This window comes from Streptococcus sp. HSISS3, assembly GCF_000448605.1.
Lineage (GTDB): Bacteria > Bacillota > Bacilli > Lactobacillales > Streptococcaceae > Streptococcus > Streptococcus raffinosi.
In genome coordinates this window covers 2002163-2017677 of the sequence record NZ_CM002130.1, presented here as the reverse complement: position 1 = coordinate 2017677, position 15515 = coordinate 2002163, and the positions used below count along the sequence as shown (strand labels likewise).

Annotated in this window: 15 protein-coding genes and 1 pseudogene; 13 read left to right on the top strand and 3 right to left on the bottom strand. The window is 40.9% G+C overall.

Features of this window, described 5'->3' with window-relative positions:
• Nucleotides 1-75 precede the first annotated feature (75 nt).
• The 4 genes from HSISS3_RS09270 to HSISS3_RS09255 are packed head-to-tail and all read left to right on the top strand — an operon-like array spanning nucleotide 76 to nucleotide 3879.
• Nucleotides 76-1020 carry a TIGR01212 family radical SAM protein gene (locus HSISS3_RS09270; protein ID WP_021152496.1) on the top strand — a complete coding sequence of 315 codons (945 nt, stop codon included), beginning with the start codon at nucleotides 76-78 and terminating at the stop codon, nucleotides 1018-1020.
• Complete coding sequence (locus HSISS3_RS09265) at nucleotides 1017-1565, top strand: tRNA (mnm(5)s(2)U34)-methyltransferase (protein ID WP_021152495.1); 549 nt, start codon at nucleotides 1017-1019, stop codon at nucleotides 1563-1565. The genes HSISS3_RS09270 and HSISS3_RS09265 overlap by 4 nt, the downstream gene beginning before the upstream one ends.
• Nucleotides 1562-1804 carry a hypothetical protein gene (locus tag HSISS3_RS09260; protein WP_021146390.1) on the top strand — a complete coding sequence of 81 codons (243 nt, stop codon included), beginning with the start codon at nucleotides 1562-1564 and terminating at the stop codon, nucleotides 1802-1804. Before HSISS3_RS09265 ends, HSISS3_RS09260 begins: the two co-directional genes overlap by 4 nt.
• Nucleotides 1805-1812: 8 nt before the next feature.
• Nucleotides 1813-3879, top strand: coding sequence for a cation:proton antiporter (locus tag HSISS3_RS09255; RefSeq protein ID WP_021152494.1), 2067 nt, complete (start codon nucleotides 1813-1815; stop codon nucleotides 3877-3879).
• 32 nt (nucleotides 3880-3911) lie between these two features.
• Here the strand turns inward: HSISS3_RS09255 and HSISS3_RS12415 are convergent.
• Together HSISS3_RS12415 and HSISS3_RS09245 are read right to left on the bottom strand one after the other, a co-directional pair.
• A pseudogene (locus HSISS3_RS12415) lies at nucleotides 3912-4231 on the bottom strand (hypothetical protein).
• Nucleotides 4232-4571: 340 nt separating this feature from the next.
• Complete coding sequence (locus HSISS3_RS09245; RefSeq protein WP_021152492.1) at nucleotides 4572-5354, bottom strand: ABC transporter ATP-binding protein; 783 nt, start codon at nucleotides 5352-5354, stop codon at nucleotides 4572-4574.
• A 110-nt stretch (nucleotides 5355-5464) separates the two neighbouring features.
• On the opposite strand from HSISS3_RS09245, the gene HSISS3_RS09240 reads away from it, so the two are divergent.
• From HSISS3_RS09240 to HSISS3_RS09225, 4 genes are all read left to right on the top strand, one after another.
• The gene (locus HSISS3_RS09240; protein ID WP_008535434.1) at nucleotides 5465-6796 is read left to right on the top strand and encodes a hemolysin family protein; all 1332 of its coding nucleotides are present in this window, start codon (nucleotides 5465-5467) and stop codon (nucleotides 6794-6796) included.
• Nucleotides 6797-7147: 351 nt separating this feature from the next.
• Nucleotides 7148-7882, top strand: coding sequence for an LPXTG cell wall anchor domain-containing protein (locus HSISS3_RS09235; RefSeq protein WP_021146383.1), 735 nt, complete (start codon nucleotides 7148-7150; stop codon nucleotides 7880-7882).
• 441 nt (nucleotides 7883-8323) lie between these two features.
• Nucleotides 8324-9124, top strand: coding sequence for a pyruvate formate-lyase-activating protein (gene pflA / locus HSISS3_RS09230; RefSeq protein WP_021146382.1), 801 nt, complete (start codon nucleotides 8324-8326; stop codon nucleotides 9122-9124).
• A gap of 280 nt (nucleotides 9125-9404) precedes the next feature.
• Complete coding sequence (locus HSISS3_RS09225; RefSeq protein WP_021152491.1) at nucleotides 9405-10157, top strand: hypothetical protein; 753 nt, start codon at nucleotides 9405-9407, stop codon at nucleotides 10155-10157.
• Nucleotides 10158-10238: 81 nt separating this feature from the next.
• Here HSISS3_RS09225 and HSISS3_RS09220 read toward each other — a convergent pair whose 3' ends face one another.
• Nucleotides 10239-10691 carry a universal stress protein gene (locus tag HSISS3_RS09220; RefSeq protein ID WP_002887404.1) on the bottom strand — a complete coding sequence of 151 codons (453 nt, stop codon included), beginning with the start codon at nucleotides 10689-10691 and terminating at the stop codon, nucleotides 10239-10241.
• Nucleotides 10692-11045: 354 nt separating this feature from the next.
• Here HSISS3_RS09220 and HSISS3_RS09215 point away from each other — a divergent pair, with 354 nt between their 5' ends.
• From HSISS3_RS09215 to msrA, 5 genes are all read left to right on the top strand, one after another.
• Nucleotides 11046-12260: a pyridoxal phosphate-dependent aminotransferase gene (locus tag HSISS3_RS09215; RefSeq protein WP_021152490.1), complete on the top strand. Its 1215-nt coding sequence runs from the start codon at nucleotides 11046-11048 to the stop codon at nucleotides 12258-12260.
• Between the two features lie 266 nt (nucleotides 12261-12526).
• On the top strand, nucleotides 12527-13312 hold the full coding sequence (gene codY, locus HSISS3_RS09210; protein WP_002887402.1) for a GTP-sensing pleiotropic transcriptional regulator CodY: 786 nt from the start codon (nucleotides 12527-12529) through the stop codon (nucleotides 13310-13312).
• 67 nt (nucleotides 13313-13379) lie between these two features.
• Nucleotides 13380-13931: a cysteine hydrolase family protein gene (locus HSISS3_RS09205; RefSeq protein WP_008535425.1), complete on the top strand. Its 552-nt coding sequence runs from the start codon at nucleotides 13380-13382 to the stop codon at nucleotides 13929-13931.
• 123 nt (nucleotides 13932-14054) lie between these two features.
• Complete coding sequence (locus HSISS3_RS09200; RefSeq protein ID WP_042772108.1) at nucleotides 14055-14903, top strand: MetQ/NlpA family ABC transporter substrate-binding protein; 849 nt, start codon at nucleotides 14055-14057, stop codon at nucleotides 14901-14903.
• An 11-nt stretch (nucleotides 14904-14914) separates the two neighbouring features.
• Entirely contained in the window at nucleotides 14915-15424 is a 510-nt protein-coding gene (gene msrA, locus HSISS3_RS09195) for a peptide-methionine (S)-S-oxide reductase MsrA (RefSeq protein WP_021152488.1), read from the top strand.
• Nucleotides 15425-15515: the final 91 nt, after the last annotated feature.

Sequence of the window (15515 nt, the reverse complement as noted above, 5' to 3'; positions counted from 1 at the left end):
TAGGACAGGCAGAAATCCTTGATTTTTGTCTCTGTCTTACCCTCTTTTTTAGGTCAAAGTGTTATAATAGTCCTTATGAAAAAACGTTATAGAACAGTTAATGATTACTATCGTGAGCTTTTTGGCGAAAAGATTTTCAAACTACCAATAGATGCGGGCTTTGATTGCCCCAACCGTGATGGTACGGTGGCTCACGGTGGCTGTACCTTTTGTACGGTTTCGGGATCTGGGGATGCCATTGTAGCTCCTGAGGCACCGATTCGTGAGCAGTTTTACCATGAAATTGACTTCATGCATCGCAAGTGGCCAGAAGTTCAGAAATATCTGGTTTATTTTCAAAACTTTACCAATACCCACGCGCCGCTTGAGGTTATCAAGGATCGCTACGAACAGGCTATCAATGAGCCTGGTGTTGTTGGCATCAATATCGGTACCCGCCCAGACTGTTTGCCTGACGATGTGATTGATTATCTGGCCGAACTCACAGAACGTATGTACGTGACCGTTGAACTTGGACTGCAGACCACTTATGAAGAAACGTCAGAGCTCATTAACCGAGCACACAGCTATGATCTCTATGTAGAGACGGTTAAGCGTGTGCGTGAGCGTGCGCCCAAGGCTGAGATTGTATCGCATTTGATTAATGGTTTGCCAGGAGAAACCCACGAGATGATGGTGGAAAATGTTCGCCGTTGTGTGACGGATAATGACATTCAGGGGATTAAACTCCACCTCCTCCACCTGATGACCAATACCCGTATGCAAAGAGACTACCACGAGGGGCGTCTGAAATTGCTGAGTCAGGAAGAATATGTGTCCATCATCTGTGACCAGTTGGAAATCATTCCTAAGGATATCGTCATTCACCGAATCACTGGTGATGCGCCCCGAGACATGCTGATTGGTCCTATGTGGAGTCTCAACAAGTGGGAAGTTCTTAATGCCATTGACAAGGAGATGGAACGTCGTGGCTCATGGCAAGGCTGTAAAGTAGCTAAGGAAAAGGAGAAAGAAGCATGATGAAACGTCCGATTCAGATGTCTCATGATTTTCTAGCTCAAGTGCTAGATGATGGGAGTATCGCTGTTGATGCGACTATGGGAAATGGCAATGATACCGCCTTTTTAGCTGGTCTTGCCAAGAAGGTCTATGCCTTTGACGTGCAGGAGCAGGCGCTTGAAAAGACCAGTCAACGCTTGTCAGATTTGAAAATTGACAATGCAGAACTCATTTTAGATGGGCATGAAAATCTGGACCGATATGTCACGGAACCTATTCGAGCTGCTATTTTCAATCTGGGCTATCTGCCATCTGCAGACAAGAGTGTCATCACCAAGCCCCACACGACTCTTGAGGCTATTGAGAAAATTCTTGACCGCTTAGAAGTTGGTGGTCGCTTGGCGATTATGATTTACTACGGTCATGATGGTGGTGATATGGAGAAAGATGCTGTTCTTGAATATGTCATTGGTTTGGACCAACGTGTTTTCACAGCCATGCTTTACCAACCCCTCAATCAAATTAACACGCCACCATTTTTGGTGATGCTGGAGAAATTACAATGATTACAGATATTAAAGAAAAATTGGCGGAGATGCAGGCCAAATATATCGATAAGCAAAGTGCCGAGGACACCTTGAAAAAAGTCGAAAACCGTAAAACGGCAAAAATTAAGAAAAAGCTGGCTAGTCTTGAGGTCGAACGTTGCCATAAACTTTTGGCCAAGGAAGATGTGACGGCTATTGATAAAAAAATCAGTAAGCAAAAAGAATTATTCTCAAACTGTTGCCATAAAGAAGATTAGGAGGAGCTATGCATCTATCATCGGCTTTACTGGTTCTTCTTTTTAGCTTGATCTTATCGAACGTTATCAACCGTATCTTTCCACGACTTTCTCTGCCCTTGATTCAAATTATTTTTGGAGTGGGCATTGGTTTACTTTTCAAAGGTCGTGTTTTTGAGCTTGAAACAGAACTCTTTCTAGCTTTTATCATCGCTCCCTTGCTTTTCCGAGAGGGGGAAGAGAGTGATATTACCAGCATACTACGTAACTGGAAATTGATTCTATTTCTGATTTTTCCAGTCATCTTCGTATCGACATTGGGAATCGGTTATCTGGCTAAGTCCATCCTGCCTGTATCAGTGCCTCTATCTGCCTGTCTAGCTATCGGGGCGGCCCTTGGACCGACTGATTTTGTGACCTATTCAGCTATTGCCAAACGCTTCAGTTTTCCAAAGTGGATAGGTTATATTTTGCAGGGTGAAGGGCTTTTGAACGATGCTTCAGGTCTGGTCGCTTTTCAAGTAGCGGTGACTGCCTTGACAACGGGAGCCTTTTCGCTCCTTGATGCTAGTTGGAATTTGTTCCTTTCCGTTATGGGGGGCTTTCTGGTCGGCCTAATCACGGCCCTCCTTAATCGGCTCTTCTTGACTATCCTGGACAATATGGATGCAGCAGATGTCACTGGGGCACTCCTACTAGAACTTGTGCTCCCTATTGCCTCTTACTTTGTTGCGGAGGAGATTCATGTCTCGGGCATTATTGCCGTAGTAGTGGCTGGTATTTCTCTAGCCAGCCGTTTCAAAAAAATTACGGTTTTTGATGCCAAATTGGATAGTATTTCGCATACCATTTGGGGAACCATTACCTTTATGCTAAATGGTATGGTCTTCTTCCTTTTGGGGACGGAATTACCAACCTTGGCCATGCCCGTTCTGCAAAGTAGCACCTACGATAATCTCTGGTTGTTGTTAGCAATCGTGCTTTTGACAGCGACCATGTTTGCCATTCGATTTGTCATGATTAGTGCGGTATTTGCCCAAAAAGCCTGGAAAAACAAAAGATCCCTAAAAAGAATTTGGAAGAGTGCCACTCTTCTGACCTTCTCTGGGGTTAAGGGAACAGTGTCCATTGCGACGATTCTCTTGCTTCCTCTCGCCGATATGACGACGTTAGAACATAGCCTTCTCCTCTTTACAGTGGCGGGTGTCACCCTCTTAAGTTTTTTAACAGGCATTTTAGTCCTACCAAAATTGGCAACGGGGGCCGCCCATACAACCAACCACTATATGCAGATTGCTATTTTGAATGATGTCGTTGGAGAGCTTGGGAAGGACCTGAAGCAGTCTAAGCATCAGGGTGCTGTTTACGCCACTATTGACAATTATAATCAACGTCTGGAAAACCTCATCTTGGAGCAAGAGTCCAATGATGTCAAAGAAGAGCTAGCCAATATCCGTGTCATGATTATGGAAATTGAGAGTGAAGGGTTAGAGTATGCCTACAAGAAGGGGCAACTTTCAGAACTTGAATACAATCTCTATCAGCGTTATATCAAGGGATTGGAGCGTCGTATTAACCGTGGCTTCGTCTCCAGCCTTTCCTATGCCTTCGTTGTCTTTGTACGAGGCCTACGTAGGCTCCTACACCTTGCCTTTACCTTTAAATTTCATCTTGGCAAGGAGGAGACGTTACGAGCTCCTCGTTTAACAGAGGAAAATCGTGATCACATGGCGGAGCTTTATTTGACAAATACTGAGCAAGTATTGGAAGCTCTAAGTAATCTGGAAGGTGTCTATCACTCCGACCTCTTGTCTTATCTAAAGCGTGGCCGTTTACAAGAGGCTGAGATTATCCAGTCAGGAGCCTTTGTTGAACGGGTTATTACCCACCTTAGTCCTGACAATATCGACGAGATGTTGCGAGGCTACTATTTGGAACGTAAAGTAATCAACGAATATGAACAAGATGAGTTAATCTCTAGCCGCTACGCCAAACAGCTTCGTAAGGAGGTCAATACTTTGGAGGATTATTCTCTCAAAGAGACCAGCAATACCTTGACCTATGATATGATTAATCTAGCCCGAGGGCGAGTTTAAGTGAAGAAGCCAAGATTTTTCTTGACTTCTTTTTAATGTTTCTCTTTTTCATTACCGTGATTTGGAAAAAGAAAGCCTAGACCAAGGCATGTTAAAATTCCTGCAACAATCAGGATGCTATTTGATATAGGGAGCACGCCATAGATTGCATTAGCAATCATTAAACCAATCAAAGTACTCATGAGGCTAGATTTATAATCTTTTTTGATAAGATTTTCTATTGCAAAGAAAGCAAAAAGAGCGACTGGAAAGAGTGGCCAAAGCGACATCTCAATTTTGGGAAGCCGAGAATACTGTAAGTGATAACTGTTACTGCTGTACCGATTAATCCAATACCTATTACTTTAGTCATGTTTCTACCTCGTTTTCTATATCTGAAAGATATTTTGCTTTAACACCTACTAAATTATCAAAAGGTTAACTTACGGACAATATTATTTGTCTATGTGGTTCATTCTAGAATCTATTCGGTCAAAAAGGACAGTTTTGACTGAATCGGTAAAAGTCAAAAGATTTTATCACATGGTGAAATCTTTTGACAAAAGTCGTCTATAGTACAGCTCATCGTTCCAGCCTTAATTTTGTATGGCGTATCTCAAATAAAAGAGTAGTGGTGATAAAAGAACAAGTCCCCCAGTCTATGGTCTGAGGGACTTGTTTCTATGATGTTGTTCATAAATAGTGATTAATTCTTAGAGAAGTGGGTTAATGTAAAAACGATGGTCATCAATGGGAATAATTTGAACAGGATTTTGGTAGAAATCAGCCAAGACTTCCGGTGTGATGATGTCATTTTTAGCCCCTTGAGCCACAATTTTTCCTTGGCGGAGCAGAAGGATGTGGTCCATATTTTCAGTGATTTCCTCAGCATGGTGGGTGACATAAAGGACTAGTGGAGCATGAGGAAGTGAAGTGATGCGATCAATCTGACGCAAGAGTTTTTCACGAGCAAAGAGGTCTAAGCCAACAGTCGCTTCGTCTAGGATAATGATGTCAGGGTCTTCCATAAGGCTACGAGCAATCAAACAAATTTGTTTTTCCCCTTGAGAGAGGCCGTGATATTGGCGGCCAATCAGTTCCTCAGCTCCAAGTGATATCAGCATGTCCTTAGCTTCTTGTAATTCTTTGTCGCCGTATGCCTTATAGAGGATTGAACTCTTGTACTTACCGGTAAGTACGATCTTTTCAGAGGTCATATGCTTGGGCAGACGCTCGGTGATAAAGGAACTAACAATACCAATCTGTTTGCGGAGGCCTGTGATATCGCCATTACCAAAGCTATAGCCAAGGATCTCAGCTTGACCTTCACTTGGGAAAAAATCAGCGGTCAAAAGACGTAGGAGGGTGGATTTTCCAGCACCATTAAGACCTAGAATGGCCCAGGTTTGCCCTTTCTCCACTGTCCAGTTTAAGTTGGACAAGAGTGTTTTTCCTTGGCGAGTCAAACTGACATTTTCTAATCGTATAAGTGACATAAGTCTCTCCTTTGATGGTAAATTACTCTAATTATAGCATAAAATAAGGGCTTTTATTGGAAAACTGTGGTATAATGAAAGTCAGAATTTTTTTAGAGGAGAAGAAAAAAATGGAAGACTCTAGTGGTCAGTCCTTATTATTTCAATTTATTTTACTAGTCATTTTAACCCTGCTTACAGCCTTTTTCTCAGCGTCTGAGATGGCCCTAGTGTCACTCAATCGCTCTCGTGTCGAGCAAAAGGCAGAAGAGGGAGATAAGAAATTTATTCGCCTGCTCAAGGTTCTTGAAAATCCCAATAACTTCTTATCAACTATTCAGGTTGGTATTACTTTTATCAGTCTTTTGCAAGGGGCCAGTCTCTCTGCTTCGCTAGGAGCAGTTATAGCGACCTGGTTTGGTCATGTAGCCTGGGCTAAAACAGCAGGTAGCGTGGTATCTTTGGTAGTCTTGACCTACATTTCTATCGTTTTTGGTGAGCTTTATCCTAAGCGTATTGCCATGAACCTTAAGGAGAATCTGGCCATCTACTCAGCACCTGTCATTATCGTAACTGGTAAGATTGTCAGTCCTTTTGTATGGATCCTTTCGGCATCAACCAACCTTTTGTCTCGTTTGACACCTATGACTTTTGATGATGCGGATGAGCAGATGACACGTGACGAGATTGAGTACATGTTGACCAAGAGTGATGAAACACTTGAAGCTGAGGAAATCGAAATGCTTCAAGGTGTCTTCTCTCTTGATGAATTGATGGCGCGTGAAGTTATGGTTCCTCGTACAGATGCCTTCATGATTGATATTGAAGACAACACTCAGGAAAATATCCAAGCCATTCTTAAGCAAAGCTTCTCTCGTATCCCTGTCTACGAAGATGATAAGGATAAGATTATCGGTGTTATCCATACCAAAAACCTCCTTCAAGCAGGTTATGAGCTCGGTTTTGAGAATGTTAAGCTTCGTCGCATCATGAACGACCCCCTCTTTGTTCCAGAAACAATCTTTGTTAACGACCTTTTGACGGCATTTCGTAATACCAACAATCAAATGGCTATCTTGCTTGATGAATATGGCGGTGTGGCTGGTCTAGTGACCTTCGAGGATTTGTTGGAAGAAATCGTCGGCGAGATTGATGACGAAACAGATAAAGCTAGTGTAGAAGTTCGTGAAATTGGAGAAAATACCTATATTGTTGAGGGAGTTATGACCCTTAACGACTTCAATGAATACTTTGACACTGAACTTGAGAGTGATGATGTTGACACTATCGCAGGTTACTATTTGACTGGTGTAGGAGCTATTCCTACCCAAGAGGTCAAAGAACACTATGAAGTGATTAATAAAGATAAACACCTTGAATTTATCAATGACAAGGTTAAGGATGGTCGAGTAACCAAGCTGAAAGTCATCATCACAGAAGCTCCAGAGGAAGTAGAAGAATAGCATTAAGAGTATTTTGATTAGAAAACCCTAGAGCTATTAGAACAGAAAATGATAATTGAGCGTTCCATCTCTTTATGAGAGGACGCTTTTTTCTTATCTTCGTTTTAAATTTCTTTAGCTAAATGACAAAATGAGAAAACTGCCTTAGAGCATGATATTAAGCCATTTTTACTTACTTGAGGAGAAACATCTTTATCAGACTTGTCATTTTTGTTTAAAGGATTTTAAACACATTTAGCTCTTTTGATAGGCTTAGAATAAAAAATGATAAGATTTTGATTAAAATAGTCTTTTATACCTTTTTTATGGTAGAATATAAATTAACTGACAAATGAAAAAAGGAGAATTTTAATGGCTTCTAAAAAATCTATTTATAGTGGATTGCTTTTCCTTACCCTAGGAGCTTTAGTACCAGTAACTTCTTTTGCGGATGATGGCATTGCTACAAATGATGCTTTAATCACGCAACCAACAGCAGAGCGTGGAACAACAGGCTCTTCTACAGCGCCAAGTGATGGCGATTTGGCTCGCAGTAATGATTCAAATACAGGAGCGACAACGCCAACTGCTCCTGCTGTCCCTGAAGTACCAGCGACGCCTGAGACTCCTACGACGCCAACAGCGCCAGCGACTCCAGAAACGCCAGCAACACCAGCTCCAACAACTGAGTCGTCAGATAAACCTGCTGAAAAACCAGCTGATAAGCCTGATACAGCAGCACCAGCGGCTAATACTGAAACAAAAGAGAACCCTCAAACACCTGAGGTTCCTTCAGTGAATGTCAATGGACAACCTGTTGTGACTGTTACACCTGCAGCTCCAGTTGTGACAGCAGCTGGCCAAACAATTGTTTCTACACAAAATAGCCAAGTTGTTATTGCAAATACTGATGGTACAACAAGTGTCGTTGCTCCTGAAGCGGTAGGATTTAAGGTTAACACTGATGGAACATTGACAGGTAAAGATGCTAAAGGGAAAGAAGTAACCCTTCCTAAGACCGGTGAAGAAGCAGCAACCTTTTTGACAATCGCAGGGACTTTCTTCCTTGCAGCAGCAGCTTTTTTGGGCTTCAAAAAACGTGCTTAACCTATCAGAAAAGACTGGATATCTTCTGGTTTTAGATTTAATATAAACTCTTATTTTGAGATTTTCCTGAGGTGATAATGGGCGTAGGCGAACTTTCTCGAAGTTCCATGCCTCATTTTTAAGCTTTAAGTCTCAACATTATGAACGCCTGAAACTAAAAAGTTTCAGGCGTTTTTGTCGTAGCGGAGAGTCTCAATTTATATTTTTTGTGCTTACACTAAAGACTTTACAGAAATGCTTATTTATGGGATGTTCAGATGCGTTTGTCTGTGTTCTAAGACTGGTTTATTTCCGATTTTTCTTTCTGGTATAGTATAGTTTACACCTTACTAGAGATGTATTATAGTATAACCTTTGCTTTAATTCGGGCAGATAAGAAGCATGTTTTTCGTAAAAAAGGTATAATGAGTTTATGTAAAAAGCGTTTTCAAGGAGGCTGCCATGGCAGAAATTGATTACAGTCAGGTGACTGGACTGGTTCATTCGACTGAAAGTTTTGGATCCGTAGATGGTCCGGGTATCCGTTTTATTGTTTTTATGCAAGGCTGTAAGATGCGTTGCCAATATTGCCATAACCCAGATACATGGGCTATGGAGTCAAATAAGGCTGTTGAGCGTACTGTCGAGGATGTCTTAGAAGAAGCTCTTCGTTTCCGTCATTTCTGGGGAGAGCAAGGTGGTATCACTGTATCCGGTGGTGAGGCCATGCTTCAGATTGAGTTTGTTACGGCTCTCTTTACAGAGGCTAAAAAGTTAGGCATTCACTGTACACTTGATACCTGTGGTTTTGCCTACCGTAATACTCCTGAGTATCATGAAGTCGTTGACAAACTCTTGGCTGTGACTGATTTGGTTCTGCTTGACATCAAAGAGATTAATCCAGAGCAACACAAATTTGTAACTCGCCAACCTAATACGAATATCTTGGCCTTTGCAAAATATCTGTCTGATAAACAAGTGCCAGTCTGGATTCGCCATGTCTTGGTACCTGGATTGACCGACTTTGATGATCACTTAATTAAGCTGGGTGAATTTGTTAAAACCTTGAAAAATGTTGATAAGTTTGAGATTCTTCCTTATCATACTATGGGCGAATTCAAGTGGCGTGAGCTGGGTATTCCATATCCTTTGGAAGGGGTCAAACCACCAACTATGGACCGTGTTAAAAATGCTAAGGCCCTCATGCATACTGAAACCTATCAAGAATACAAGAACCGTGTTGGTGTCAAAACTTTGGACTAAAATGATAACTGTTTGAGATTTAGGATCAGCCTAAAACAGTTTTCCTAACGGTTTTAAATATTATGGAGTGCTTGAAACAGACTGTTTTAAGCATTTTTATCATAAGAAAAATTCTAGACCGATGTTCACTTTGCTTGTGAAATAAGTTCTTATTTCACGTTTTTTGCAGAAGTTCTTAGTCTATGACGTATTTAAAATTGTTTGTATCCATTCGACAAGCTCTTGACAAGAGCTTTTTAACTTTGCTATTATTTATGAAGTACTAAAAAGCAGGTAAATTATGTTTCGTATATTAAAAATTGATGATGATTTTGTCTATCTTAGTCATCCTGATGGGCGCTTAAAGAAAATAGATAAAGCCCTATTTGATTTTGCTATCAATTTGGGAGACCGTGTAGAAGTCTACCAAGATGGCGAATTGACCGTGGTTACTCCGGCGGAAGTCCAAACAGACTTGAGTCTTGACGGAGATAAGTCTGTTAAGTCAAATCTCTTGCAAGGTATTTTGGATCTTTTCCTTGAGACCCTTAATATCCACAATAATCACTTAGGTGATTTGAAGAAGATTTTCACGCAGTTGTTGATTACACTCTTCATGGCTTGGAGTTTGTTGGGAGTCATTATAGTAGAGATTCTACTTTTTGCAGAGTCCATTGTTGTCTTCCTTTGGAGACTTTTGGTTCGCCTTGTTAAGTTGATGCGTATTAAGGACAACACGAAGGTCTTAATTGATGAGACGCAAAAACGCCATGCTAAACGTGAGCGTCAAAGAGCTCAAAGACGTGAGCAAGAAAGACGACGTCAGGATGAACTGGAAGAACGTGAATACCAACGTGAGACTGAGCGCCAAAAAGAATTGATGATTGTTGAAGCTAGCCTTAGTCAGGAAGCTGAGCATGCGAGCCTTTCAACTAGCCTTGCTTTAGAGCAAGCAGGTGTTTCAAGCCAGTCTGCTAGTGAAGAGTCAAAAGAAAAAAGTCAAGCAAGTTCAGAGTCTGAAGAGGTATCTGAATCGGCTAAGTCTGAAAAATAGAACAAGCAAAAGAACTGAGACAAAAGGGTCCCAGTTCTTTTTCGTATGAAAAAAAGCACCGTAGGTGCTTGTGAGAGGCGACTAAAGTGTTTTTTCTGAGTCACGAACAATGAGCAAGTCAACTTTCGCGTGACGGAGAATGTATTCAGAAGATGAACCGATAAGCAAGCGTTCGAAAGTATTAAGACCAGTTGCACCAACCATGATGAGGTCAACGTTTTCCTTTTCAGGAATGTCAACAGCCAAAAGACTCTTAGGATTACCGAACTCAATGACTTTACGAATCTTGGTTAATCCAGCTTCCTTGGCTTGACGTTCAAAATCGGCCAAAACAGCTTTAGCTTCGTCTTCTAGTTTTTCATAGATGTAAGAGTCGAAAGTCGCAACGCTTTGAAGGGCGCGTGTATCGATAACGTGTACTAAAAGTAACTGTGCATCGTTACGTTTTGCAACATGCACACCTTTGATAAAGGCTAGTTCGGATTCGTAAGAACCATCGATAGCTACCATAATACGTTCATATTGTTGAGACATAAGCTCTACCTCCTATCTTTAGCCCTATTATACTCTTTTAATTTAAAAAGTGAAAGCGTTATTATATGTTTTCTGAAATCTTTTTTTAAATCTTTACCTAAAAAGAGCCTTTTACGCAGTGAAGGGATTTTGATATTGTCCAAAATTGAAGATTACTTGAAAAAGAGGTATAATACAATCTGTTATTAGCTTCGTAAGAAACGTGATAATTGAGAAGAGAATGAGTCTTCTTAACTGATGCCATGGGTTAAGCCTTAGATGGTGTCAATAAAAGTAGAGTTTCCCATCAGGTGTTGAATTTTTTATTTTCTACTAGATGTATCTACTTTTAGTATTTTTTGAAAGGATTAACTTATGAAAACATTTGATAAATCATCAAAGTTGGAACACGTTGCCTATGATATTCGTGGACCGGTTTTGGATGAGGCCAACCGCTTGATTGCTAACGGTGAAAAGATTCTTCGTCTTAATACGGGAAATCCTGCGGAATTTGGCCTTACAGCACCAGATGAAGTCATTCGTGACTTGATTATGAATGTTCGTAACAGTGAAGGGTATTCAGATAGTAAGGGGATTTTCTCAGCTCGTAAGGCTATTATGCAGTATTGCCAGCTTAAGGGCTTCCCAAATGTGGATATTGACGATATCTATATTGGTAACGGTGTTTCAGAGATGATTTCTATGTCTATGCAGGCCTTGCTTGATGATGGAGACGAAGTATTGGTGCCAATGCCAGACTATCCTCTTTGGACAGCCTGTGTCAGTCTAGCTGGCGGTAACGCTGTGCACTATGTCTGTGATGAAAAATCAAACTGGTATCCAGATATTGATGACATCAAGTCTAAGATTACTTCAAATACCAAGGCAATCGTCGTCATTAATCCGAATAATCCGACAGGTGCTCTTTACCCTAAAGATATTCTTGAACAGATTGTCGATATTGCACGCCAAAATGATTTGATTATCTTTGCGGATGAAATTTATGACCGCTTGGTGATGGATGGTAAGAAGCACACTGCTATTGCTAGTCTTGCACCAGACGTTTTCTGTGTCTCTATGAACGGTCTTTCTAAGTCACACCGTATCTGTGGTTTCCGTGTGGGATGGATGGTTCTTTCTGGACCAAAGAGAAATGTCAAAGGCTATATTGAAGGTCTTAACATGCTGGCTAACATGCGTCTTTGTGCCAACGTGCTTTCTCAACACGTTATCCAAACCTCACTTGGGGGCTACCAGTCTGTAGATGAGCTCTTGATTCCTGGTGGTCGCATCTATGAACAACGTGAATTCATCACTAATACCGTTAATGCTATTCCAGGGCTTACAGCTGTGAAGCCAGATGCAGGGCTTTATATCTTCCCTAAAATTGATCGTAATATGTATGATATTGACGATGATGAAGAGTTCTGCCTTCGTCTCTTGAAGAAGGAGAAGGTTCTCTTGGTTCCGGGTAAAGGCTTTAACTGGAATGAACCAGATCACTTCCGTATCGTTTACCTTCCTCGTGTGGAAGAGTTGGCTGATCTGGGAAATAAAATTGAACGTGTCTTGTCATATTACAAGCGCTAATATGTCAACAACTGGGCAAAAGGATTTGTCCAGTTTTCTTGATACCTAAAAAGCAGAGATTTCGCCTAAAATCCGAACGTTTTAGCTGAAAAAGACATAATTGACTTAATATAATGAATAGTAGAATAATAAATAATTTTCAGACAATTGTTTGCAATTTATAGGTTAAGTGTGCTATAATGATAGGGCTAGTGGGTCTTGACGGATATGTTTGGTACAGGACCTGAGATTATTAAGATTACAAATAGAAAGTGAAGACAATAAATATGGCAAATTTGCTGGCTAAAACTCGTAAAATTACATCTATCTTGCAACGCTCAGTAGATAGCTTGGAAGGAGATCTTCCATACAATAACATGGCTGCTCAGTTGGCAGACATCATCGATTGTAACGCTGCTATCGTTAATGGTGGTGGGGCCCTCCTTGGTTATGCCATGAAATATAAAACCAATAACGATCGTGTAGAAGAGTTTTTTGAAGCCAAACAACTCCCAGAAGAATACACACGTGGTATCAGTCGTGTCTATGACACTCAAGAAAATATTGGTATTGATAGTGACTTGACTATTTTCCCAGTGGAATCAAAGGATGACTTTCCAGATGGTTTGACGACTATTGCGCCTATTTATGGTGGTGGTATGCGTCTTGGATCTTTCATCATCTGGCGTAATGACCATGACTTTGTGGATGAAGATCTTATCTTGGTTGAGATTGCCTCTACAGTAGTTGGTTTGCAATTGTTGAACCTTCAAACAGAAAACTTGGAAGAAACTATTCGTAAACAAACAGCTATTAACATGGCTATTAATACCTTGTCTTACTCAGAAATCAAGGCGGTTTCAGCTATCTTGAATGAGTTGGACGGTTTGGAAGGTCGTTTGACAGCTTCTGTTATCGCTGACCGTATTGGTATCACCCGTTCAGTTATCGTTAATGCCCTTCGTAAGTTGGAATCAGCTGGTATTATTGAAAGCCGTTCACTTGGTATGAAAGGGACTTACCTTAAAGTTCTTAACGAAGGTATTTACGATAAATTGAAAGAATACGAATAAGAAAAATTTTGACATAAAAGTGAGGTAGGTGGTAACTGCCCACTTTTTTTAAAAAGGAGAAAGTAACATGACAAAAGCATTGATTTCAATTGATTACTCTTATGACTTTGTAGCGGATGACGGGAAGTTGACGGCTGGAAAGCCAGCTCAGGCCATTGAAGACCGCATTGCTCAGGTGACTCAGGAAGCCTATGATAATGGAGATTATATCTTTGTCGCTATGGATCGACATGATGAAGGGGATACCTTCCATCCTGAAACCAAGCTCTTTCCACCGCACAATATTGCAGGGACATCTGGACGAGAACTTTATGGCAAATTAGCTGGAGTGTATGACGCCATCAAGGATGATAGTCGTGTCTTTTGGATGGATAAGCGTCATTACTCAGCCTTTTCAGGAACTGATTTGGATATTCGTCTACGTGAACGTCGTGTGACAACAGTCGTTTTGACGGGAGTTTTAACAGATATTTGCGTGCTACATACGGCTATTGATGCTTATAATCTAGGTTATGATATCGAGGTTGTAGCAAGTGCAACAGCATCTTTGACGCCTGAAGCACATGATTTTGCGATTGGGCATTTTAAAAATGTTCTTGGAGCAACAATTGTAGAGTAAGACTGAGTTCTTACTCTTTTTTTGATAAGCCCTCTCTATCAACTGATTAAGAATATGAATTAGTCAAGCGGCTGTATTCGTGTTAGACTAAAGGTATTGATTTGTCTGAGAGGAGAGAAAATGATGAAAATAAAACGATTATTAGGTTTTGTAGCTATTGCTGTTGCTTCTGTAGGTATTTTGGCAGCTTGTGGTAAGGATGCTGCTAAGGATAAGACAGTGGTTCGAGTAGGGACCATGGCTAAGAGTGAGTCTGAACAAGCACGCTGGGATAAGGTTGAAGAAATCTTGAAAAAAGAGGGAGTTACGCTTAAATTCAGCGAGTTTACGGACTATTCTCAACCAAACGTAGCCCTTAATAATGGTGACATTGATATTAATGCTTTCCAACACTACAATTTCCTGGATAACTGGAATGCGGATCATAAGACTGACTTGGTCCCAATTGCTGAGACTTATTTCACAGCCTTCCGTGTCTATTCTGGAACAGAGGGTGGTAAGAACAAGTATAAGGATATTAAAGAATTGCCAGAAGGTGCTACGATTGCCATTCCAAATGATGCCGTTAATGAAAGTCGTGCCCTTAATCTCTTGCAGTCTGCTGGCTTGATTAAGCTTAGTGTAGGTGCAAATGACAAGGCTAAGTTGACTGATGTTAGTGAAAATAGCAAGAATTTAAATATTAGAGAAGTTGATGCTGCTCAGACAGCTGCCAACCTTGATTCTGTTGATGCAGCCATTATTAATAATGACTTCGTTACAGAGGCTGGTATTGATCCTAAGACAGCTATCTACGTAGAACCTGCTAGTAAAAATACTAAGCAATGGTACAACCTACTTGTAGCCCAAAAAGGTTGGGAAAAATCAGATAAGGCTGATGCTATCAAGAAAGTTATCAAGGCTTATCATACTAACGAAGTCAAAGAGGTCATCAAGAAATCATCTCAAGGTTTGGATGAACCAGTTTGGTAAGAGAGGACGCTATGGAAAGAGCTATTTTTGCCGGAGGGTGCTTCTGGTGCATGGTGCAACCTTTTGAGGAGCAAGAAGGTATTCTATCTGTTCGCTCTGGTTATACTGGAGGACATGTGCCAAATCCAACTTACGAGGAGGTTTGTCGTAAAACGACTGGCCACACTGAGGCTGTGGAGATTATCTTTGACCCAGAAATCATTTCTTTTGCTGATTTAGTCGAAATTTATTGGGCTCAGACCGATCCGACGGATGCTTTTGGGCAATTTGAGGATCGTGGTGATAACTATCGTCCTGTGATTTATTATTTTGATGAGCGTCAAAAGGAAATTGCTGAACAATCTAAGGCTAATCTTCAGGCCTCAGGACGTTTTGACCGTCCAATCGTGACAAAGATTGAACCTGCGGAGACTTTCTACGAAGCCGAAGCTTACCATCAGGGATTTTATAGGACTAATCCCGAACGTTATGCGCAAAGTAGCGCTATTCGTCACCAATTTTTAGAAGACAATTGGAAATGAGTCATCATCGAGAGTAGGAATCTATCCTATTCTCGATTTTTTGTTGTGAACTATAAGAAAACGATTGCAAAGTATTGTATACTATTACTAG

Excerpts from the sequence above, each read along its gene's own strand:
- HSISS3_RS09245 (WP_021152492.1), bottom strand. The coding sequence starts at position 5,354 with ATGTCACTTATACGATTAGAAAATGTCAGTTTGACTCGCCAAGGAAAA.
- HSISS3_RS09260 (WP_021146390.1), top strand. The coding sequence starts at position 1,562 with ATGATTACAGATATTAAAGAAAAATTGGCGGAGATGCAGGCCAAATAT.
- HSISS3_RS09200 (WP_042772108.1), top strand. The coding sequence starts at position 14,055 with ATGAAAATAAAACGATTATTAGGTTTTGTAGCTATTGCTGTTGCTTCT.
- HSISS3_RS09225 (WP_021152491.1), top strand. The coding sequence starts at position 9,405 with ATGTTTCGTATATTAAAAATTGATGATGATTTTGTCTATCTTAGTCAT.
- pflA (WP_021146382.1), top strand. The coding sequence starts at position 8,324 with ATGGCAGAAATTGATTACAGTCAGGTGACTGGACTGGTTCATTCGACT.
- HSISS3_RS09220 (WP_002887404.1), bottom strand. The coding sequence starts at position 10,691 with ATGTCTCAACAATATGAACGTATTATGGTAGCTATCGATGGTTCTTAC.
- msrA (WP_021152488.1), top strand. The coding sequence starts at position 14,915 with ATGGAAAGAGCTATTTTTGCCGGAGGGTGCTTCTGGTGCATGGTGCAA.
- codY (WP_002887402.1), top strand. The coding sequence starts at position 12,527 with ATGGCAAATTTGCTGGCTAAAACTCGTAAAATTACATCTATCTTGCAA.
- HSISS3_RS09255 (WP_021152494.1), top strand. The coding sequence starts at position 1,813 with ATGCATCTATCATCGGCTTTACTGGTTCTTCTTTTTAGCTTGATCTTA.
- HSISS3_RS09270 (WP_021152496.1), top strand. The coding sequence starts at position 76 with ATGAAAAAACGTTATAGAACAGTTAATGATTACTATCGTGAGCTTTTT.
- HSISS3_RS09235 (WP_021146383.1), top strand. The coding sequence starts at position 7,148 with ATGGCTTCTAAAAAATCTATTTATAGTGGATTGCTTTTCCTTACCCTA.
- HSISS3_RS09240 (WP_008535434.1), top strand. The coding sequence starts at position 5,465 with ATGGAAGACTCTAGTGGTCAGTCCTTATTATTTCAATTTATTTTACTA.
- HSISS3_RS09215 (WP_021152490.1), top strand. The coding sequence starts at position 11,046 with ATGAAAACATTTGATAAATCATCAAAGTTGGAACACGTTGCCTATGAT.
- HSISS3_RS09205 (WP_008535425.1), top strand. The coding sequence starts at position 13,380 with ATGACAAAAGCATTGATTTCAATTGATTACTCTTATGACTTTGTAGCG.
- HSISS3_RS09265 (WP_021152495.1), top strand. The coding sequence starts at position 1,017 with ATGATGAAACGTCCGATTCAGATGTCTCATGATTTTCTAGCTCAAGTG.